This window comes from Algoriphagus ornithinivorans (assembly GCF_900115305.1).
Lineage (GTDB): Bacteria > Bacteroidota > Bacteroidia > Cytophagales > Cyclobacteriaceae > Algoriphagus > Algoriphagus ornithinivorans.
Genome location: NZ_FOVW01000005.1, coordinates 1 through 21,117, shown reverse-complemented (window position 1 = coordinate 21,117; position 21,117 = coordinate 1). Strand labels below are relative to the sequence as shown.

The window sequence follows — 21,117 nt, the reverse complement described above, 5'->3', positions numbered from 1 at the left end:
TTTTTCCAAATTACTATAGCTTTTCATGAAAAATAAAGAACAAAAACCCGGCTTTCTTCAGCGATTACAGACTAAATGGAAACTTGATAGCCTACTTCAGGTAGTTTTGGTTTTGGTAGTTTTCGCCTGTACGGGCTTTACAATTTTATTTATCAAAAACCCCATTTTGGATTTCTTCGGAGTTGAACAAGGTGGCTTTGTCAACACAGTTCTGTATCTCTTGTTGGTTTTACCACTCTATCAAATAATCTTGTTGATTTATGGCTTTATCTTCGGCCAGTTCCGATTTTTCTGGGAAAAGGAAAAGCAAATTTTTCGAAGGATAGCAAAGCTATTTTCAAAGAAATCAGACTAATCCAAGAACTATTCTGCTTCGTATTTGATTACATGGATAAGATAGATTTTTAACCAAAACACTTTAATCCATGATTAGAAAAGCAACTGCCGTATGGCAAGGAAGCGGAAAAGACGGTAATGGTCATTTGACTACTCCTAGCACAGTTTTAGATAAAACTCAATATTCTTTTAAATCCAGATTTGAGGATGGCGTTGGAACCAATCCGGAAGAATTGATTGCTGCCGCTCATGCTGGATGCTTTGCAATGAAGCTTAGCTTTAATTTAAGCGGAGCTGATTTTCCTCCTCAGGAATTAGATGTTACTTGTAATATAACATTCGAGGATGGTTCCTTGAAGAAATCCCACCTTGTGCTAAAAGCTAAGGTAGATGGAATTACAGAGGAAAAATTTGCAGAATTGGTGAAAGATGCGGAGGAAAATTGTCCTATCTCCAAAGTCTTAAACACAGAAATATCAGTAGAATATACGCTGAATTAAGTATTAGGAAATTTTAAGAAAAAACAGGTCTTCAAAAACCTGTTTTTTCTTGAACGGTACTGGAATTGATCCGTATAACAAAGTCTTGATTACTAAACCACTACCACCATGGAAATGACGGCTCATCCATTTCAGAACTCCGGTTCTAACAGAATTACATTCATTAAACACGCAGGAATAACCTTGGGTGTTTTACTGATCATCATGGCATTTCAAGGAAGTTTTTCTTCCACTTGGATTTTGCCTTTAATCTTCACTCCAATCGCTGCAGGTATAGGAGGAATTATTTTCAAAAACACGGAAGAATTAAGATACTCTTCGGGTCTGAAGCAGGCTTTCGGTTGGGTAATCGGAATAGCGGGCTATCTGCTATTAATTCCCATGGCTTTAGCTTTATAAGCTATTTCCATCGGAATTTACTCCAATTCTCTTGTTGTTTTGAGTTCAGATAAGTCCAGGCTAAAAACCTGGATTTTTTATTGCCCTGAGCCATTTCAATAATCTCATATTCGCTTACAGCAACTTGCCTTAGTCTATTTGTAAGTGGCTTGAGGTTAGCTTCTTTGGAAATAAGGGAAGTAAACCAAAAACACTGATTCTTAAAATGAGCGCTTTCTTGAATCAATTGTCCGACAAATTCCAACTCTCCCCCTTTGCACCAAAGTTCATGACTTTGCCCGCCAAAATTGAGCTCATTGCTTTTTAAGTTTAGATTCTTGGCTTTTCGTTGACTTCCTTGTCTAGCCTCCTGTGCAGAACTGTGAAAGGGAGGGTTACAAAGGGTCAAATCGAAGTATTCATCATGTTGAATAATTCCTTTGAATATCCGGCTTTCATTTTCTTGTTTCCGGAGATTGATTTTTTTGTTTAATGTGGGGTTTTGAGCCAGGATTTCTTGAGCATTTTTCAATGCCGGCTCTTCTATTTCCGCAGCGACGAAGGACCAAGAATATACTGAACTACCAATCAAGGGGTAAATCAAATTAGCGCCAGTTCCTATATCCAGGGCCTGAACCTTAGTTCCTTTAGGAACCTTTCCCTGATTTTTGGATGCTAAAAGATCTGCTAAATAATGGATATAATCTGCTCTGCCAGGAATCGGAGGAATTAGAAATCCTTCTGGGATATCCCAAAAATCCACTTGGTAAAAATGTATCAACAGGGCCTTATTAAGCGCCTTTACCGCATTTGGATCAGAAAAGTCAATGGTTTGATTGCCAAAAGAGTTGGTAAGTATATGTTCGGCAAGTCCGGGAAAGCTTTTGGCAAGCGCCTCCAAGTCGTAAGATCCGTGATGGAGATTTCTGGGATGTAATATGGGTTTTTCCTGAGGATTAGCTTTTGCCATGGTGCAAAATAAGCCTTCCTTTAGAATAATTTGATGTAGTCGATCTCGAGCTTGAAGCTTTCAGCCTTTTTATTCCCAATCAAAAATGCGATTTCTTCTACTTGATCTCCCGGGAAATTTTCCATGTTGAGGTCTCTGCCTCGGAAGGCAGGTTTGAATTGGTTTAAGGGGATGGTTATTTCCTCCCACTCTCCGCTCGTTTGGAAACTCGCCACGTAGGAATGATAGTCTGATCTCGTTCTTTTAAATCGGAATTGATAGGTCTTTCCATCACCTCGAAGCCGAATTTTTACTTGAGAAGCTCCATCTATGATGGTTTTACCAGGTTGATATCTGACCGATGAAAAGCCACCATTATTTTCTAGGGAAACTTTCCCCTCAAATACACCATGCCCATCTGAATTTATAGAGAATGAGCCATCAGATCTTCCACCCATGACCACATCATCGATAATTCTCCAGTCTGATTTCTTACTATCGGATTGGAAGTCGTAAAGAGTCATGCTCGTAAATAATTGAATGAAAATAGCCAATAGTACCACTTAGATAGAATCCACTGGCTGAGAAATTGTTTGGAAAAATAAATTTGTATGGTTGTCTGCAAGTCTGCCAGTTACTATATTTTCTTTGCTTGACCGATTGAAGAGTGAAGACCGAAGACCGAAGCTTCCCGAATTCTGATCCTTTTGCCTATTACTAAGCAATATTATCTATTTAGTGGTGAAAAAGCGGATATAGACATTAATTTGATTCAAAAACCAATTTCATGGTGATGGATGCAGTTTTGTTTTTTGAACTGGTGTTAAAGGCTCCTCCCCAGGAATAATCTTCTCCTGAGTTTTGTCCGGTGATTTGAAAAACTCCCATATTGGCAGAAATCAAATCGCCTAGTTTTGCCTCTGAATTTTCAGCGATGCGCTCAGCGCGAATTCTGGCATCTTCAGTTGCCTTTGCTATCATTTCCAGCTTGAGCGACTCTAGTTCGGTATAGTAGTATCGGGGCTGTTGGGAGTAAAAAGCAATTCCTTGATTTAATAATTCCGTGATTTCCCGGCTGATTTTTTCCACCTTTTCTACTTCCTTAGATTCAATTTGTAAGGATTGACTCAATTGATATCCAGTAAAGGTTTGTCCCATGTATCTTCCGTCGTTGGAGTAGTTTTGCTGATATTGGGGGTTTGTGATGACCGCGTTGAAAACCAATTGTTCCTTCGGAATTCCTTTGGAAACTAAATAGGTTGTGACCGATTCGCGATCTTTTTCCAGATTGGAATAGGCAGTTTGAAGGTCTTTGCTTTCCCTACTGAAATTTCCCTCCCATACGATCAGGTCAGAAGTAAAATTACTTTCTCCCAAGCCCGTCACATTAATGGTGCCTTGCGGCCTGTTTCGGTTGATTACTGCATGACCCAGTACGATAGAAGAAAGAACTATAGCCAAAGAAAAAATAATGGAAGATGCTTTCATAGTGGTTTGTTAATGGATTAATATAAAAATTTTATACGAAAAAAAGCCCGGAAAGAATCCAGGCTTTTGGTCAATTCATAAATTTTAACGCTTAGAAAACCCGCTGCTTTAGAACCTGTTCTTCAGGGTTTTCAAGGTCAATGAGATATCCATTTACGATTGCGTATTTCAGTAAATCGCCTTCTGCTAAAAAGAAGTTTGGCGAAGAGCCTGTCTTCCAGCCGAAATTGAAATCTTTTTTACTCTGTAAAACCAGAATGGGTAATTGATGAAGTTCTCCAGGCTTTCCATTTTTTATCTTAACTCCCAAATAGCCTTGTCTCAACAGCTCCATCGCTTCTTCTGAACTGATAGCTGCCAAGTTTTCAAATTCTTGCTCGAATACTTTGCCTTCCTTAAAACTTAAACCTGTTGCATCTATTTCTTCAAAGCCAAAATAGACCTGCATATCTCCTAAATCTTCCACGTTTCCAGTAACATAAAACGTACTGTCTGCATTGCTTTCTCTTCTCCGAATCGCAATATCGACCGGGAATTTTTTCCCCTCAACTTCTACCTGCATCTCTTTGATGATCAGGTCGACCAATTGCAGATCGTTGTCAGGAATTGCAAAGTATTCATCAATGCTATGCTGTTCGTAGGATTGGGTGGAAATTTGATGTAGAGCATTCAGGATTATCAGGAAGTTTAATTTACGGATATACTGCTTTTCTGGGTCACCGACATAGCCTCCAGATTCAATCAGGATCGTACTGGTTCCCCATTTTTGGATATTATCTCCAAAAGCTCGTGGCTCAAATGCATCGTCATACTTTCCTACCTGTCCGGGAATAAGCTCTTGTAAAAGCCTGTTCATTCCCACTATGGTTTTCATGGCTCTTCCTCTTACCTCATTGATTTCTGTTTCATAATTATAGGCAGGAGCTAGAACAGAAATAGTTGCCTGCTTCGCTGTATTAACCACATTATAATAAACCTGTTGGTCATGTAGGTTAAACCCGAATTCGGGCTCAAAGCTGTCTCTGGCATTTTTTAGAATCACGGCTTCCGGAGAAATCTGAGAAATTGCATCCCTATTTAAATCTATGTCCAAAGCATTTCTCCTTTGAAATACTTCCGCTCCGTCAGGGTTGATCATGGGAATAAACTTGAGGCTGAGGGAAGTTTTCAGAAGACTTCTCAAGCTATCAAATTCGTCTCCGGATGCTTCCAAGAAATTGAAAAGATCAAATAAAGCCATGGTAGCGGTGCTTTCATTTCCATGCATCTGAGACCAAAGCATGACCTTGGTTGAACCCTTACCCCAATCCAAAGATGTTATGGATCTTCCTTCTACTGATTTCCCCAACTCTGTTATTTGAAAAGAATTTTGATGCTTTTGAATCAATGGTTGTAAATCAGCTTGCTTGAATCTTCTATGAGTAATAGCGGGCTCCTTAAATCTTTCAAAGGCACTTTCCAAAAAAGGAGTATCCAGGCTTTCAAACTTTTCTTCATTTGCCGTTTTGCATCCAATAATAAAAACTAAAAACAGCAAAAACAGGCTAAATTGATTTCTCTTCATTATTTTCATGTTTTCAAACAGATAGGATAGGAATAGAAGTAAATCTAGGAATCTTCTGTTGAAAAATCGGCCTATTACTTACAATTCAGACTCTTTTCTTCGCATGAAATTATCTTATCAAGTATTTGATTTACCACTCAGACATACCTTCACGATTGCCCATCAAAGCAGGGATATTCAGGATACACTCATCGTGACATTGGAGGATGCAGGTTTTTTCGGTATAGGCGAGTCCACTACCAACCCCTTCTACGGCGTCACAATTGATACTATGACGGAAGCCTTGGAAGCATTTAGACCTGTTTTGGAAGATGCTAAAACGGTTAATCCAGAAACGCTCTGGGCCATGGGTAATGATTATTTCAAAGGCAACCCCTTTGCTCAATGTGCACTGGATATGGCCGCTTGGGATCTATTCACAAAAAGGAAGGGGCAAAAGCTATATCAATATCTTCAGTTAAATCCTGAAAACATCCCCACCACCAACTTCACCATAGGAATTGCCAGCATTGAAAAGATGGTTCAGAAAATGAAGGAGGTGGATTGGCCTATTTATAAAATCAAATTAGGAACTCACGATGATCTGGCAATTGTGAAGGAACTGAGGAAGCATACCGATGCTGTTTTCAGAATAGATGCAAATTGCGCTTGGACGGCTGAGGAGGCCATCCGAAACTCTGAAGAATTGGTCAAATTAGGAGTGGAATTTATGGAGCAGCCTTTAGGCAAGGATGACTTGGAAGGAATGCGGGAGGTGTACTTGCATTCCAAGTTGCCTGTAATGGCAGATGAGAGTTGTATTGTAGAAGAAGATGTGAAAAAATGCCACGGTCTTTTTCACGCGATTAATGTCAAGTTGGTGAAGGCAGGCGGGATTACTCCGGGTTTGAGAATGATTCAAGAAGCGAAAAGATTGGGAATGAAAACCATGGTGGGTTGTATGACTGAATCCTCGGTGGGAATTTCTGCGATCGCTCATATCGCTCCACTTTTGGATTATGTAGATATGGATGGGGCGATGTTGTTGGCAAAAGATCCGGCAGATGGAGTTAAAATTAGCCCCGAAAAAGTGACCTTCCCTGAAAGGAATGGCATTGGAGTGGTTTTAGTATAAAAAAAACCGTGAGCGAACTCACGGTTGGATTTGGGTTATTTTGAATTAAGATTCCCCAACAATCAGTTTAAAGCCTTCTCCATGTACCGTTATGATCTGAACTTTGGGGTCGTCTTTTAATATCTTTCGAATTTTACTCAAATAAACGTCCATACTTCTGGCGTTGAAGTAGCTGTCATCTCCCCAGATTTGCTTGAGTGCGTGAGATCGATTGACCAATCTATTCATCTCCGAAGCTAGGAGTCTCAGCAATTCATTTTCTTTAGAAGTGAGTTTATGCTTGCCTTTCGGGCCATCAAGGACTTGCTCATCGTAATGCAATTCAAAATCTCCAAAATTGTAAACTTTCAAGGCTTCTACTTCAGTCGATTTTTGAGTTCTTCTCAAAATTGCATTGACCCTCAACAACAATTCCTCCATGCTGAAAGGCTTGGTGAGATAATCATCTGCTCCGATTTTTAATCCTTCGATGATATCGTCTTTTTGGTTTTTCGCAGTCAAAAACAGAATAGGGAGATCATCCTGTACTTTTTTGATTTCCTTTGCTAAGGTAAAGCCATCCTTTTTGGGCATCATGATGTCCAAAAGGCAAAGGTCGTATTTATCTTTTTTGAATTTATTCCATCCTTCTTCCCCATCCCGGCAAAGTGTGGGCTCATAGCCTTTCATTTCGAGATATTCCTTTAAGATATCACCCAAATTTGGGTCATCTTCCACCACTAGTAGTTTTGCTTTGCTCATTGTTTTTTGGGTAGATTAATTGTGAATGTACTTCCTTTTCCCAACTCACTCTGTACTTGAATTTCTCCTTTATGGGCTTCTAGCATGGTTTTTACATAAGAAAGGCCCAATCCAAATCCTTTTACATCGTGGAGGTTTCCAGTTGGTACGCGATAAAATTTATCAAATATTTTCTTCTGGGCATCTTTATTCATTCCTATTCCTTGGTCCGAAATACTTACCCAAACTTGTTCTTCATTTTCCCAAGCCTTGATATGAATAGTGGGCTTTTCCCTACTATACTTATTGGCATTGTCGAGGAGATTATTGAATATATGAGTAACATGAAACAAATCTCCTTCTATCAGTCCATCGCTCAGTTCATTTTCAAACTCAATATTCCCTTCCCTTTTTTCTATCTGCAATGAAAAATGATCCACTGCATTCTCTAGGAGTTCGGAAAGGTCGATGTCTTCCACCTTAAGTTTAAAATCCTTCTTATCTAACGCAGCTGCCTGCAATACGTTTTCTACTTGGGCAACAAGCCTCTTATTTTCATCTTTAATAATGCCTAAATACCGGGTTCTAAATTTATCCTGAGATGAAAGTTCAGGGTCCTGTAGTGCTTCCACCGCCAAGCTCACCGTCGCTAATGGAGTTTTAAACTCATGAGTCATGTTATTGATGAAATCATTTTTTGTATCCGAAAGCGCTTTTTGCTTGAAAATGACACGGATAGCATAGATGAAACACCAGATTATTACCCCGATAAATAAGATGGAGGAAGATACGGGTAGCCATACCTGACGAAGGACGTGGTTGTTTTTTTCCGGAAAGAAAATGTAGAGGTAATTCTCCTTTCCAAAAATGTCATTGGGGAAAAGCTTGGCTTGTATCCCATATTGAACTAGTCGAAATGGTTCAGAAACAGGTCCGATAGGCATCAATAGACCATCGTCTTTTAACAGACCCAATTCGAAATCTTCATAAATTCCTCTTTCCAATAGGTGATTTTTAACCAGTTTTCTTACCTGAGAAGTATCAAGGCGGTTTAAAATGGCTTTTTGCCCAGCTGCCATTTCTTCCCAAGTTTGGTTAATCAGGTCAATTTTGAGATTGGTCTTTTTGATTTTTTCCAAGGCATCCTCGGAGACATTTACCTCTTTTTCGAAGTTTGGATCTAAGTAGCTCCCTGTTGGCCCCAAGCTGTATACTTCCACCTGGCTGAGGTATTGTAGCTGCCTCTCCTTTTCCTCCAAAAGGATCGCCATTTCATCCGGTGTAAAAATAGTAGAGGCTACCTCAGGTGTCATAAGTGTAAAAAATCTTTCCATTTCCTGTAAAACGGATAAGTCAATCCCTCTGGATTCCAGCATCCTTCTGAAAGTAGCACTGACCTGAGGAACGGGAGTAATTTTTAAGGTATCGATGATAGACGGCCCTCTTCTAAAACCTGATTTGGGACGAATTTCAAAATCAATAGGTTCAATTTTCTCAAAAAGAGATTTTTGAAGAATGGGATCTTTCATTAATTGGCTTAGCAAAACGTCACTAGCCTCACTCTTTTCGAGTTGATCGGTGGTCCCTGCCAAAGCTTGATAGACATCCTGATCAAACCTTTCCTGATTGATTCGGATAGCATTTCTCACCCAATAATATTGAAATCCCACCAAGCCTAGGCTGGCTACGGACATTAATACAATTATTAGAGTGATCTTATTTTTGGACATGTTACAAATTTAAAGGCTTATCGGGGGAGAAAGGTAGGGTTAACAATATTTAACGGCTTGAATGAAAGACCATTGAAGGCAAGTTTAAACGGGAATTTGTATCAAGAAAGCCCCGTTGAGATGCTAATTGAGGGCTATTTATTCTTCATTCTAGGGCTATTTAACTATCTTTGTGGCCAAATTTGAGAACATGCCACAAGCTATTAAACCTACTCATATTCAAGGAATTTCCTTGGAATCTATTGCTGAAAAATATGGAACGCCTCTTTACGTGTATGACGGTGAGAAAATCACCAATCAAGTGCATGCTATTCAAAAGGCTTTTCAGGGAGTACCTTTAAAAATAAAGTACGCGACCAAGGCTTTATCCAATATCAGTATACTCAAACTGATCAAAAATGCGGGTGCTGGAGTGGATGCAGTCTCCTTGGAGGAGGTGAGATTGGGATTGATGGCAGGTTTTCAGCCTTCAGAAATCATGTATACTCCGAGCGGAGTAGGCTTTGATGAGATTCAGGAGGCTGTAGACTTGGGGGTAATGATCAATTTGGACAGTCTTCCTTTGATGCGAAAATTTGGTGAGGTCTATGGAAACAAAGTGGGCGCTTGTATCCGGATCAATCCTCACATCATGGCTGGAGGGAATATCAAAATTTCCGTAGGTCATAAGGCAAGTAAATTCGGGATTTCCATAGAGCAACTTCCTGAAATTCTGGAAATTGTCAAAGAAAAAAACCTCAGGATCCTTGGGCTTCATGTGCATACCGGATCTGATATTTTAGATGCAGAAATATTCTTAAGAGGAGCCAATGTTTTATTCGAAACGGCGTTTAAGTTTCCAGACCTGGAGTTTATCGATTGTGGAGGAGGGTTTAAGGTTGCCTATAAGGAAGGAGATCCGAGAACGGATATTCAGGAAGTTGGAGAAAAGGTTAGCAAGGCTTTTCAGCAATTTTGTGAAAAATATGGGAAGCAATTGGAGCTGTGGCTAGAACCAGGTAAGTTTTTGGTCAGTGAGTCGGGGTACTTGCTGGTGAAAACCAATGTAGTAAAGAAGACACCTACCATCACTTTTGCAGGTGTTGATTCCGGCCTGAATCATTTGTTGAGGCCCATGCTATATGATGCTTATCATGATGTCTATAATTTGAGCAATCCCGATGGAAACACTCATACGTATAATATCGTCGGATATATCTGTGAAACTGATACCATTGCTTCAGACAGGGAGCTTTCTGAAGTAAGAGAAGGTGACATTTTGGTAATCAAAAATGCCGGGGCTTACGGGTTTAGCATGGCTTCTAATTATAACTCCCGATTAAGGCCTGCCGAAGTTTTAGTATGGGAAGGGAAACCCCATTTAATCAGGACTAGAGAGACGATAGAGGATTTGACTAGAAATCAAGTGGTTATCGATATTTAGTCGAATGTTTCCAAAGGCAAGAAGTCTTTGGTATAGTTATTGAATATCGAGGGTGATTATAGATCTATAGTTTAGTTAAAAAAGGTCAGAAACAAATAATTGATTGATCACCCCAATCATAAGCCCTAGTAGTTTCATAACCTTTTAACATTCAAAATTCTTTTGCCAATTGGCTAATAGCTAATTTGCAGGAGGTGGGATTACGTATGGTGAGGAAATTAATAGGATTGGTACTTTTACTGGGGCTAGGGATAAACTCCTTAGCTCAGGATGTACAGTATTCTCAATTCTATGCCGCTCCTCTTTATCTGAATCCAGCATTGACAGGCGCTTCCGAGCTCACCAGAATTGGCGTCAATTACCGAAATCAATGGCCTGGTCTGGACCAAAATTTCAATTCCTATTCATTTTACATTGACCATTATATTTTTGACTACAATAGTGGTATTGGTCTTATTTTCAATGGCAATAGAGAAAGTATGGCTAATCTAGCCACCAATGAGGTAGGACTTTCCTATGCTTATAAATTGCAGTTGGGACAGGAAACCTTTTTTAGACTTGGTGGGCAAGCAAGTTATATGCAGCGGGATGCTTTTTTCTCTGACTTGGTTTTCGGAACTCAAATTGATATCATCAATGGAACAATCGGCGGCATTACAGACGAGCTGGATGGGATTCCGATTGACAGTAGATACAACTTTTTTGATTTTGCTCTAGGGGGGATGTTTTACAGTAAAAACTTCTGGTTAGGTGCTTCTGCGCATCATCTCAGTGAGCCTAATGTTTCTTTTGTGGAAGGTCAAATGTCCAAACTCCCGATGAAGCTTTCAGCTCAAGGGGGATTCAAGTTTGATTTCACGGGAGGAAGAAGGGATTATTTTACCCATGCCTACCAAGAACGGGCGATTTCATTTGCATTTAATTACAAACAACAAGATCCTTTTAATCAATTGGATATTGGCACGCAGTTGTACCTGGATCCATTGGTATTGGGACTTTGGTATAGAGGTTTACCTACCAAAAACTCCTTACCCAACAATGAGTCAATTATCGGCTTAGTAGGAGTATCACTTCCGACCGGTCTGGACATAGGATACTCCTATGATTTTACTGTCTCCAAATTAGGCTTGAGGAACTCTGGGGGAGCACATGAAGTCTCAGTTACTTATAGATTTTTATGGGGAGATGCCAAAAACAGAAACCTTAGGGCGCGCACTATCCCTTGCTTCAGATACTGATTTTCAGATGGAAAGCTGAATCGAACGAAAAAAAATCAAAAATATTTTAAAAAAATTTTGAGGCCTGTTTTTCAGGCCTTTTTCATTTCGTCACCTAAAAAAAGCTTCATCACCGCTATTTTTTGGAAATGGTAGAATTTCTAGAAAAATAAGATTTTTTAAAGCTGCATTTCATATTTGCTTCGTATATCCATACTCTTGGAAATTAGAATGAAACTATTATTATTAGGTGTAAATAGTGATTTTATAGAATATCATTTTGTTGTATATGATTTACAAAAAATAATATTCTAAAAAATGAAATACACAAAATACGTTTTATAAGGCAAATTTTACCCATCGAAATCCATAGTCAGTAAACGAAATGCAATTAGGGCTAAAAATATATGGAAAATCACTTCTTCTGCTCCTCCTGAGCATTGGATTGTATTTTCCTGTTTTTGCCCAATTTTCTTTTGAAGTTCCCAAATCAGCCAATGAGAGAATACTGACTTACAACTCAATTCAAGTGGAGGTGAGCGGTAAACTTGCTCTGTGCTCCCATTCTGAGAAAGGGCATATTAATTTGGATATCAAAGGGGGAACTCCTCCTTATACTTTTAGATGGAATACCAATGAAACCACTCAAAACAGAACCAATCTTTTTGCGGGTACTTACACAGTAGAAATTACAGATGCTACTGGATACAAGCATGTAGAAAAGATCATTGTTCAACCGCCTTTCCCTTTGATTTTAAATCCTGTTGAAAAGAAAGATGCAAGTTGCGGTTCCGGTAATGATGGCTCAGCAAAAATTTCTGTTAAAATCGGAAGAGGAGAGCCTTATAAAGTAAAGTGGAGCAATGGCCTGACCAATGTTTGGGAGGCAAACAATCTTAAGCCAGGAACATACACTGTAACCGTCATCGACAAATACAATTGTGATGTCACCACCAGCTTTGAAATAGGGTCTGCATCTGCAGGAATGAGCGTATCGGAGTCTATCACCAACAGTTCTTGCCAAGGAAAAAATGACGGGACAATTTCTCTTTCTGTAAGTGGAGGTGTTGGACCATATACTTATAAGTGGAACACCGGTGCTAGCACTAAGGATATTTCAGACCTTAAATCCGGGATTTATGAGGTATTGATTAAAGATACTAAGGGTTGTGCTTTTCAGGGGATTTACAAAGTGGATGAGCCAAAAGGAATGGAGCTTAAGTCCAATGTTCTTGCTCCAAGCTGTTCTTCATCAGAAAATGGCCAAATCACTTTGGATATTAACGGAGGAACAGCGCCATATACCTACTCTTGGAGCAATGGGAAGACTGGACCTGAAATCAAAAACCTTCCAGCAGGTACTTACCAAGTAAAGGTTACTGATGCCTCAGGTTGCTTCATCCAACAAGAATTTAAGATTGAAAATCAATCAGCATTAACTCTTCAACTGGTTCAATCCAAAAACTTGAGCTGCTCAGGTGAAAATGATGGAGAAATTGAAATCAAAATAACTGGAGCAAAAGGAACTGTTGATATCACTTGGTCAGATGGAGTGAAAGGCAGTCTTTCCAGGAAAAATCTAGCTGCTGGCACATATGAAGTAAAAGTGACAGATGAAAGTGGTTGCTCATCCACTAAAGCTGTTCAGGTTGGTCAAAATGAATCAATCACAGCCAGAATCGAGTCAGCCCTTGAGGTGAACTGTGATCAAGGAACAGTAAAAGGAAATGCTTGGGTTTCTTTCCAAGGAGGTAAAGCACCATTTAAAATTAAGTGGAGCACAGGTGAGGTTGACAAGAAAGAAATCACTTTCAATCAATCGGGAACGCTAAAGGTGACTATCACCGATGCCTTGGGTTGTAAAGTAGAAGCAGAAGCTAAAGTTGATTTTCCTAAGGCGGCCACTCAGGGAGGAAGACTTGATTTCAATTATAGAAAACTGGTCATCAATGCTGAGCCGGAAGTGCTTACTCAGGAAGAAATACTTTTTGAAAGTGAGATTGCTCCTGAATTTATTGCCTGGGAGTGGAATTTTGGAGACGGAACAGTTTCCTCAGAAAAAGACCCAATCCATGTTTTTGAAAAAGCAGGGATTTATGAAGTGAAATTGACGGGCTTTGATATTTATGGTTGCTCTTCTTTTGAAACGAACAGAATTCAGGTGGCAACAGCCACTGAAATGGTAGTCATCCCGAATGCATTTACGCCAAACGGAGATGGATTAAATGACACTTTCTTACCAAAAATGAAGGCAATCACTGCCTTTCATATGGAAGTCTTCAATACTTGGGGAGAAAGGCTATTTGTTGAATCAGGTTTGGAAGCTCGTGGATGGGATGGATCCTACCGCGGACAAATCTTACCTGCAGGAAACTATCTATATAAAATCACCTATACCAACCGCGAAGGTATCCAAACTACCAAGAGCGGAGGAATCACCCTAATCAGATAGGTTATGAAAAGAGTGTTTACGTTTATCATCCTAAGTATTGCATGCCTGAGCCTTCGTGCTCAGGATGTGCAATATTCCCAGTTTTATGCCGCTCCATTGTACTTAAACCCGGCCATGGCAGGTGCTTCAGAGATGACCCGAATCGGAGTGAATTATAGAAATCAATGGCCTGGCTTGGATCAGTCTTTCACCTCATATTCAGCCTATTTGGATCATTATATTTTTGGAGCCAATAGTGGAATCGGAATAGTTTTCAACAGATCTGAGCAAAGCATGGCTAATTTGAGCGTTTCCGAAATTGGGGCAAGCTATTCTTATAGAGCTAGATTAGGGTTTAAGTCATTTTTGAGAGTGGGTGGTCAGGTGTCTTATATGGATAGAGATGCATACTTTGGCAATTTGTTATTTGGAAGCCAAATCGATGATCAAACTGGAGCAGTGGGTGATTTCTCCGGTGAAAATTTGGGTTCTGATTTCCGTCATCAGTTCGTGGACTACAGCTTTGGAATGTTATTTCACAATGATAATTTCTGGTTTGGAGCATCTGCTCATCACGTGACTCAGCCTAATATTTCTTTCATAGAAGGAGAAATCAGTGAATTGCCTATCAAAGTTTCCGCACATGGAGGGATCAAATTGGATCTTTCAGGTGGTTCTTCTACCCAATTCTACAATCAAAGAACAGGCACTAAAGAGTTGACTTTTGCTTTCAATTATAAAAATCAAGGACCTTTTACTCAGTTGGATTTAGGAACGCAAATCAATATTCAACCTTTGGTTTTGGGTGTATGGTACAGAGGCATCCCAGTTTCTGAAAAATCCCAGCCTAACCATGAGTCTGTTATTGCCTTGGTAGGAATTTCATTGGGCGGCGGATTGGATATTGGATACAGCCATGATTTCACACTTTCTTCTTTAGGTAATGCAAATACAGGAGGAGCCCACGAAATCTCCATCCGATACAGCTTCTTGGCTGGCTCCGCAAAAGGAAGAGGCAGAACTTCCTCCATGCCTTGCTTCAAATATTAAATTCAAAACAAACCTCAATCAAAAAGGCTTTTATTAAAAAGCCTTTTTTTATGTCAAAGACCTTACGCCTAATTCTCGGAGATCAACTTAACTCAAAACACTCATGGTTTGATAAAGCCGACAAGAACAATCATTATCTGATTGCAGAAATGAGACAGGAGACAGATTATGCTCCTCACCATATTCAAAAAGTGCTTGCGTTTTTTGCCTCCATGCGAAACTTTGCAAAAAGTCTAGAGGAAGCAGGCCATCAGGTTATTTACTTTCATCTCGACGATAAAAATAATCCTCAAAAGCTGGATGAATTAATAGAGCAAGTTGTCAAAGAAGGTGAATTTGAAAAGTTTGAATATCAGCTACCTGATGAGTATCGTTTGGATGAGCAGCTGAAAAATATTAGTGAATCTTTGGAAATTGAGTCTAAGGCTTATGATACAGAGCATTTTTTGACAGAAAGAGAATTCCTCAAGGATTTTTTCAAGGGCAAGAAGACTTATTTGATGGAGTCATTTTACAGGGAGATGAGGAAGAAGTTTGACATTTTAATGGATGGAAAGGAGCCTGTGGATGGAAAATGGAATTTTGATCAGGAAAACAGAAAGGCCCTGAAAGACAAGCGTCTTTTGCGTAAGCCAAAATTACATCCCAAAGATCTCAGTGATATTCATAAAATGATTGAAAAAGCGGAGGTCAAAACAATTGGAGAAGTAGATCCTAAAAACTTCCCTTGGCCTACCTCCAGAGAGGAATCACTGGATGTGCTGGATCATTTTTGCAAAAATTTATTGGTTCATTTTGGAGACTACCAGGACGCTTTAACTACTTGGGATCCTTATTTATTTCATTCCCGACTTAGTTTTGCCATGAATTCAAAAATGCTTTCGCCTCTGGAAGTGGTGGAGGAAGTAGAAAAATACTGGGAAGGGCATCGGGATGAAATCGACATATCCCAAGTAGAAGGTTTTATTAGGCAAATCATAGGCTGGAGAGAATATATGCGTGGAGTTTATTGGGCTAAGATGCCGGACTTTGCGGAGATGAACTTTTTTGGGCATGATCGCAAGTTGCCTGACTGGTTTTGGACTGGTCAAACCAAAATGAAATGCCTTTCCCACTCCATTACCCAGTCTTTGGAGAAATCCTATGCACATCACATCCAAAGATTGATGGTCACGGGCAACTTTGCTTTATTAGCAGGGATAGATCCCGATGAATTGGATCAGTGGTATTTGGGTATATACATAGATGCGATCGAATGGGTAGAAATCACCAATACGCGCGGGATGAGCCAGTTTGCAGATGGAGGAATCGTAGGGACCAAACCTTACGTTTCTTCAGCCAATTACATCAAAAAAATGGGCAACTATTGTGAACACTGTGCTTACAATCATAAGGAAAAAATTGGTGATAAAGCCTGTCCTTTCAACAGCCTATATTGGCAATTTTATGAAAGAAACCGGGAGAAATTGGAAAAAAACCCAAGAATAGGAATGGCTTACAGAACTTTGGACAAATTGAAAAATAAGCAGGAAATCCTCGATCAGGCTGAAAGTTATTTGGATAAACTTAATGAGCTTTAATCCAAAATGAATGCGATAGAGCCCAGCAGAAAGAAATCAGTCGAATTGCGATTATCCCGACCCAAAGATGGCCCAGTCAGATAACGGCCTTCCAATCTGAGGATGGCAACCTTTCCTATAGTCCAATCGGTATTCAAAGATATTCCCCCTGTTTCTATGCCCCAATTATTCAAGCTTGTAGCAATTGCCTGGAAGGGATCATGATAATATTCATAGCGAATTGCAGTGGCGAATTTTTCAGAAAATTGCCGCTGTAAAATCAAAGAAGTTCCCCACCAAGTTGGGTTAAAATCCCCTTCTACAGTTCGATTTCCTACATCCAGCCCTATGATTAAGTTCCACTTTTGATCAAGGCGAAACTTCCCAAACAGATTGCTGAAATAAAGATAAGTACCACTTTCTGCAGGTTGATCAGTGCCCAAAAACGTACTCCAATTCAAAGTAGTGTTTTCATTAGGAGTGTAGGTTGCCCGTGTTCCAAAAGACGGAGCAGCCTTGCCGGGGATAAACCTAATTCTTTGCCATCCATTGAGCACCAAAAAAGCAAAATCCCAGCGTTGATTCATTTTCCATTTTAACCTTGCGCCTGTTTCAAAATAAGGGCTGTTTTCGGCGATAAGAGAACGCGACAATGTCAGATTTTTGGTAGAAATCGCATTTTCGAAGCCTATATGAGAAGGCAAAACGCCTACATCCAGCCAGAGCGATTGATTCTGGTCCAGAGCTATACCTACATTGGCTTGGTGAATCCATCGCAAGGCCTTGGGCTCCTCACTCAAATTGTCCTGTGCATATGTGCCCTGCTGAAGGCCTAGATTGGCCCTAAAATATTTGGACTTCAGTTGAACTGTCACTAGGGCTAGGTTAATACTCAACCTGTTTTTTCTATTGTGGTTGTAGAGAAAAGGCAGTCTTTCTCCAGCTGTGGGATCTCTGAAGTCTTGTCCATAATAAAGATCCAAAAATCCTGAAACATCCCACTTAATTGGTTTTTCTTCATCTTGACCAAAGGCCGAGAAAGAGCAAAGTATGAGACATAATATGATAATGTTTTTCAAGCCTTCTCTGATTTTTCAAGTACAACCCGTGTTCGTGGCAGAGCTTCCGGATAGTTTTTCTGAAGGAATTCTATCATTTTTTCCCTTACCAATACCCTCAAATCCCAAGCAGTAGGAGAATTTCGTGCCGATACCAAAATCCTGCTTTCCACAGTCCTTTCGGAAGCATTGGTGACCTGAAGAACTTTGACTTTTTTATCCCATAGATTGGTCTTTTCCAGGATTCTGTCCAATTCTTCTCTCAATGCTTCAAATGGAACCGTGTAATCGGTATATAGAAAAACAGAGCCAATAATATCAGCAGAGCTTCTGGTCCAGTTTTGAAAAGGCTTTTCCAAAAAGTAGGTTGTTGGTAAAACCAGACGTCTTTGATCCCAAATCCTGACTACTACATAGGTTAGGTTAATTTCTTCTATCCAGCCCCATTCACCTTCGACCACCACCGCATCATCCAGCCGAAAAGGCTGTGCAAAGGCAATTTGGATTCCTGCAATCAATGCCCCTATAGCTTTTTGTGCTGAGAAACCGATTATTATACCCGCTACACCTGCTGAGGCGAAGACTCCAACTCCGATTTTCCGAATAGGCTCGAAAGAAATTAAGATCAGCCCAATTCCCAGGACTATGATGACAAAGTTTGTGATCTTTTGAAGGATGTTGAGTTGGGTGTATACCTTTCTTGCCCGGAGATTATCTTCCTTGCTGATATCGTATTGTTTCAAAAAAATCCGCTTGAGAATTCCTGTAAAAACCAATAGACACCAGGTAAACCCCGAAATGATCAGAATTGTATTGAGGTGAGGAAGGTAACTCCAAAAGCCTTCCCAAGATTCAGATTCTCCTTTGTAGTAGATTTTGGCTATGACCAGAAGAAGGGTGACCAAAAAAGGAATGATTAATCTTCGATAAATCTTCATTTCAAAAATAGGTTGAGAAGGCAGAAGATAAAAAAGGATTTGCAAGCATGCAAAAAAGAAAAACCGCAAGAGTTTTTAGCTCCTGCGGTTCCAAGTTTTAATCACCTATCCACTCTGCGACAAATAAGTTGGTGTCCCGAGTTCCGCCATTATTTCTATTGGAGGAAAAGACCAGATATTTACCGTCATTGGAAAAGACAGGAAATGCATCGAAGGTGTCATTTTCAGTGATTCTGACTAATCCGGAACCGTCCAGATTGATCATATACAGATTGAATGGGAAGCCACGCTCGGTATGGTGATTAGAAGCGAAAATTAGCTTATTACCTGATGGATGGAAAAAAGGAGCCCAGTTCGCCTGACCCAAATCCGTTACTTTTTGAATATTGCTCCCATCTGCATCGGCTACATATAATTCCATTTCAGTTGGCTTCACTAATCCTTCAGCCAATAACTCTTGATATTCTTTGATCTCCTCTTCAGTCTTAGGGCGGGAGGCTCTCCATACTAATTTGCTTCCATCAGGCGAAAAGAATGCACCGCCGTCATAGCCTAAATCTGAGGTTATTTGCTTCACATCACTTCCATCAATATTCATCGTAAACAATTCCAAATCCCCAGTGCGCATGGATGTAAATACAATTTTATCTCCTTTAGGGGATACAGTAGCTTCCCCATCGTAGCCGGGTTCATTGGTCAATTGGGACAGAAGATTACCGCTCAAGTCCGCAGTGAAAATATCATAAGTATCATAAATAGGCCAAACGTATTTTCCGTCAGTTCTTCTTTCAGGAACGGGAGGGCAGGAATCTCCGCCCAGATGAGTGGAGGCATAGACGATGGTTTCATTGCCTGGAAGAAAATATGAACAGGTAGTTCTTCCCAATCCTGTTGAGATGCGCTGAGGAGCGTTATTTTTCAAATCATCCTTTCTCCAGTCGGTATAGAAAATCTGATCACAGGATGCTCCCCATGCGGTATAGTCAGATTGGAAAACCAATAAGGAATCATCAAATGACCAGTAAGCTTCTGCATTGTTTCCCCCGAAAGTCAATTGTTTGATATTTCTGAGGTACTTCATTTCATTTTCAGAAAGAAGTAATGAGTCAGTGGCAGTGTGGAGTGGAGTTTCAAGCTCTTCGGTGGTTGAGTTTTTGGGAGAGCAGGAAATGATCAAAGCGATCAAAGCGAATAGTAAAAGACGCATTTTGTATTCATTTTATTTTGCTGCGCGAAGATACCAATTATTATCTTTGGGCTAAACTCTTGCTTTTATGAAATTCAATACTCTCATTATTACCTCTTTGATAGCAACTGTGATGCTGTCTTGTCAGTCGGCTCCCAGCGATGATAAGCTATTGTCAAATCTGAAAAAAGATGTCAGTTTCTTGGCTGCAGACCAATTGGAGGGCCGTGCTATTGGCACAGATGGAGAAGAGCAAGCTGCCCAATATTTGGCAGATCGTTTCAAGCAATTAGGAGTAGAGCCCAAAGGAATCTCCGGTTTCTTCCAGGAATTCACCGTTTCCAAACCATCCAATCCTCATGAAGAAGCTGTGATTGGCACAGATGGAGAAGGAATCACCGGTAGAAATGTTGTAGGCTTTATTAATAATAAGGCTGAAAAAACAATCGTGATAGGGGCTCACTTTGACCATTTGGGATTTGGCGGAGTGGGTTCTTTGCATAGGGGAGATTCGGCCATCCATAATGGAGCAGATGATAATGCCTCTGGCACAGCTGCGTTGTTAGCTTTGGCAGAAATATTAAAGCATCAAAAGCATCAGTCCAACTTTTTGTTTATCGCATTTTCAGGAGAGGAAAATGGTCTTTGGGGGTCTAATTATTTTGTAAAAAATCCAACCATAGATTTAGAAACTGTCAACTTCATGATCAACATGGATATGGTTGGTCGGCTTAACGAAGAAAAAACCCTAGCCATTAATGGAGTGGGCACCAGTCCAAGTTTTGTATCTGCTTTGGATATGGTGAATGCAGACAGTTTGAAATTAGTGACCTCCGAATCAGGAGTTGGCCCTTCTGATCATACCTCATTTTACTTGCAGGATTTACCTGTTTTGCATTTTTTCACTGGTCAGCACGAAGACTATCACAAACCTTCAGACGATTCAGAAAAGATCAATTACGAGGGCTTGTTGAAGGTGGTGAGATACATAGAGCGATTGGTTGGGAAGCTGGATGAGGAATCCAAATTGGCCTTTACCAAAACTAAGGACAGTTCAGGTGATTCGCCCCGATTCACGGTTTCTTTGGGCGTAGTTCCGGATTATTTATTTGACGGTGAGGGTATGAGAATCGATGGAGTTTCTGAAGATAAGCCCGCTCAAGCTGCAGGTTTGCAAAAAGGAGATGTCATTGTACAATTGGGAGATTCTACCATAGTGGATATGATGAGCTATATGCGAGCTTTAAGTGCTTTCCAAAAAGGAGATGAAGCGAAAGTTTGGTATGAACGCGAGGGGCAGAAGCTGGAAGCACAGGTGAAGTTTTGAGGCCCGGCTGTAAAAATGCTCGCGGTGGCGCAGCGGCGCAGGGGAAGGATTATTGGTTATTGAGTTATTGGTTATTAAGATTTTACCCCTATTCCAAACAGAGGATAATTTTTCAAACTAAAGGAAATAAATTTTGTGACCTCCTTTGC

At 40.2% G+C, this 21,117-nt stretch carries 19 protein-coding genes; 10 read left to right on the top strand and 9 right to left on the bottom strand.

What is annotated here, in order from left to right; all coding sequences use genetic code 11:
* Positions 1 to 25 precede the first annotated feature (25 nt).
* The 3 genes from BM073_RS08265 (at position 26) to BM073_RS08255 (ending at position 1,235) form a co-directional block, all read left to right on the top strand.
* Positions 26 to 355, top strand: coding sequence for a DUF6787 family protein (locus BM073_RS08265; RefSeq protein ID WP_091653118.1), 330 nt, complete (start codon positions 26 to 28; stop codon positions 353 to 355).
* Between the two features lie 70 nt (positions 356 to 425).
* On the top strand, positions 426 to 836 hold the full coding sequence (locus BM073_RS08260; protein WP_091653115.1) for an OsmC family protein: 411 nt from the start codon (positions 426 to 428) through the stop codon (positions 834 to 836).
* Positions 837 to 944: 108 nt separating this feature from the next.
* Complete coding sequence (locus BM073_RS08255) at positions 945 to 1,235, top strand: hypothetical protein (protein WP_091653111.1); 291 nt, start codon at positions 945 to 947, stop codon at positions 1,233 to 1,235.
* A 1-nt stretch (position 1,236) separates the two neighbouring features.
* On the opposite strand, the gene rlmF is transcribed toward BM073_RS08255, so the two are convergent.
* The 4 genes from rlmF to BM073_RS08235 form a co-directional block, all read right to left on the bottom strand.
* On the bottom strand, positions 1,237 to 2,184 hold the full coding sequence (rlmF, locus tag BM073_RS08250; RefSeq protein ID WP_091653109.1) for a 23S rRNA (adenine(1618)-N(6))-methyltransferase RlmF: 948 nt from the start codon (positions 2,182 to 2,184) through the stop codon (positions 1,237 to 1,239).
* A 20-nt stretch (positions 2,185 to 2,204) separates the two neighbouring features.
* Complete coding sequence (locus tag BM073_RS08245) at positions 2,205 to 2,687, bottom strand: CIA30 family protein (RefSeq protein ID WP_091653106.1); 483 nt, start codon at positions 2,685 to 2,687, stop codon at positions 2,205 to 2,207.
* Between the two features lie 238 nt (positions 2,688 to 2,925).
* Positions 2,926 to 3,651, bottom strand: a complete 726-nt coding sequence (locus BM073_RS08240) for an SIMPL domain-containing protein (protein WP_091653103.1) — start codon at positions 3,649 to 3,651, stop codon at positions 2,926 to 2,928.
* 91 nt (positions 3,652 to 3,742) lie between these two features.
* A complete protein-coding gene (locus tag BM073_RS08235; RefSeq protein ID WP_091653721.1) occupies positions 3,743 to 5,215 on the bottom strand; it encodes a M14 family zinc carboxypeptidase in 1,473 nt (490 codons plus the stop codon).
* A 103-nt stretch (positions 5,216 to 5,318) separates the two neighbouring features.
* Here BM073_RS08235 and BM073_RS08230 point away from each other — a divergent pair, with 103 nt between their 5' ends.
* Positions 5,319 to 6,329 (top strand): dipeptide epimerase, encoded by a 1,011-nt coding sequence (locus tag BM073_RS08230; protein WP_091653101.1) that lies wholly within the window; start codon positions 5,319 to 5,321, stop codon positions 6,327 to 6,329.
* Between the two features lie 45 nt (positions 6,330 to 6,374).
* Here BM073_RS08230 and BM073_RS08225 read toward each other — a convergent pair whose 3' ends face one another.
* Together BM073_RS08225 and BM073_RS08220 are read right to left on the bottom strand one after the other, a co-directional pair.
* Positions 6,375 to 7,070 carry a response regulator transcription factor gene (locus tag BM073_RS08225; protein WP_091653099.1) on the bottom strand — a complete coding sequence of 232 codons (696 nt, stop codon included), beginning with the start codon at positions 7,068 to 7,070 and terminating at the stop codon, positions 6,375 to 6,377.
* The gene (locus BM073_RS08220; RefSeq protein ID WP_091653097.1) at positions 7,067 to 8,779 is read right to left on the bottom strand and encodes a sensor histidine kinase; all 1,713 of its coding nucleotides are present in this window, start codon (positions 8,777 to 8,779) and stop codon (positions 7,067 to 7,069) included. The genes BM073_RS08225 and BM073_RS08220 overlap by 4 nt, the downstream gene beginning before the upstream one ends.
* Positions 8,780 to 8,969: 190 nt before the next feature.
* Here BM073_RS08220 and lysA point away from each other — a divergent pair, with 190 nt between their 5' ends.
* The 5 genes from lysA to BM073_RS08195 all read left to right on the top strand — a co-directional run bounded on the left by lysA (position 8,970) and on the right by BM073_RS08195 (position 16,480).
* The gene (gene lysA / locus BM073_RS08215) at positions 8,970 to 10,202 is read left to right on the top strand and encodes a diaminopimelate decarboxylase (RefSeq protein ID WP_091653094.1); all 1,233 of its coding nucleotides are present in this window, start codon (positions 8,970 to 8,972) and stop codon (positions 10,200 to 10,202) included.
* Between the two features lie 194 nt (positions 10,203 to 10,396).
* Positions 10,397 to 11,440, top strand: a complete 1,044-nt coding sequence (locus tag BM073_RS08210; RefSeq protein WP_317042650.1) for a PorP/SprF family type IX secretion system membrane protein — start codon at positions 10,397 to 10,399, stop codon at positions 11,438 to 11,440.
* Positions 11,441 to 11,804: 364 nt separating this feature from the next.
* Positions 11,805 to 13,871, top strand: a complete 2,067-nt coding sequence (locus tag BM073_RS08205) for a T9SS type B sorting domain-containing protein (RefSeq protein WP_091653089.1) — start codon at positions 11,805 to 11,807, stop codon at positions 13,869 to 13,871.
* Between the two features lie 3 nt (positions 13,872 to 13,874).
* The gene (locus tag BM073_RS08200; protein ID WP_091653086.1) at positions 13,875 to 14,900 is read left to right on the top strand and encodes a PorP/SprF family type IX secretion system membrane protein; all 1,026 of its coding nucleotides are present in this window, start codon (positions 13,875 to 13,877) and stop codon (positions 14,898 to 14,900) included.
* Between the two features lie 50 nt (positions 14,901 to 14,950).
* Complete coding sequence (locus BM073_RS08195; protein ID WP_091653084.1) at positions 14,951 to 16,480, top strand: cryptochrome/photolyase family protein; 1,530 nt, start codon at positions 14,951 to 14,953, stop codon at positions 16,478 to 16,480.
* Here the strand turns inward: BM073_RS08195 and BM073_RS08190 are convergent.
* The 3 genes from BM073_RS08190 to BM073_RS08180 all read right to left on the bottom strand — a co-directional run bounded on the left by BM073_RS08190 (position 16,477) and on the right by BM073_RS08180 (position 19,662).
* Entirely contained in the window at positions 16,477 to 17,538 is a 1,062-nt protein-coding gene (locus BM073_RS08190) for a porin (protein WP_175557873.1), read from the bottom strand. The genes BM073_RS08195 and BM073_RS08190 overlap by 4 nt on opposite strands.
* The gene (locus BM073_RS08185; protein WP_091653719.1) at positions 17,535 to 18,455 is read right to left on the bottom strand and encodes a mechanosensitive ion channel family protein; all 921 of its coding nucleotides are present in this window, start codon (positions 18,453 to 18,455) and stop codon (positions 17,535 to 17,537) included. The genes BM073_RS08190 and BM073_RS08185 overlap by 4 nt, the downstream gene beginning before the upstream one ends.
* A 97-nt stretch (positions 18,456 to 18,552) precedes the next feature.
* A complete protein-coding gene (locus BM073_RS08180; RefSeq protein ID WP_091653078.1) occupies positions 18,553 to 19,662 on the bottom strand; it encodes a TolB family protein in 1,110 nt (369 codons plus the stop codon).
* A gap of 67 nt (positions 19,663 to 19,729) precedes the next feature.
* Between BM073_RS08180 and BM073_RS08175 the strand changes: the two genes are divergently transcribed.
* Positions 19,730 to 20,968, top strand: coding sequence for a M20/M25/M40 family metallo-hydrolase (locus BM073_RS08175; protein ID WP_091653075.1), 1,239 nt, complete (start codon positions 19,730 to 19,732; stop codon positions 20,966 to 20,968).
* Positions 20,969 to 21,117 lie beyond the last annotated feature (149 nt).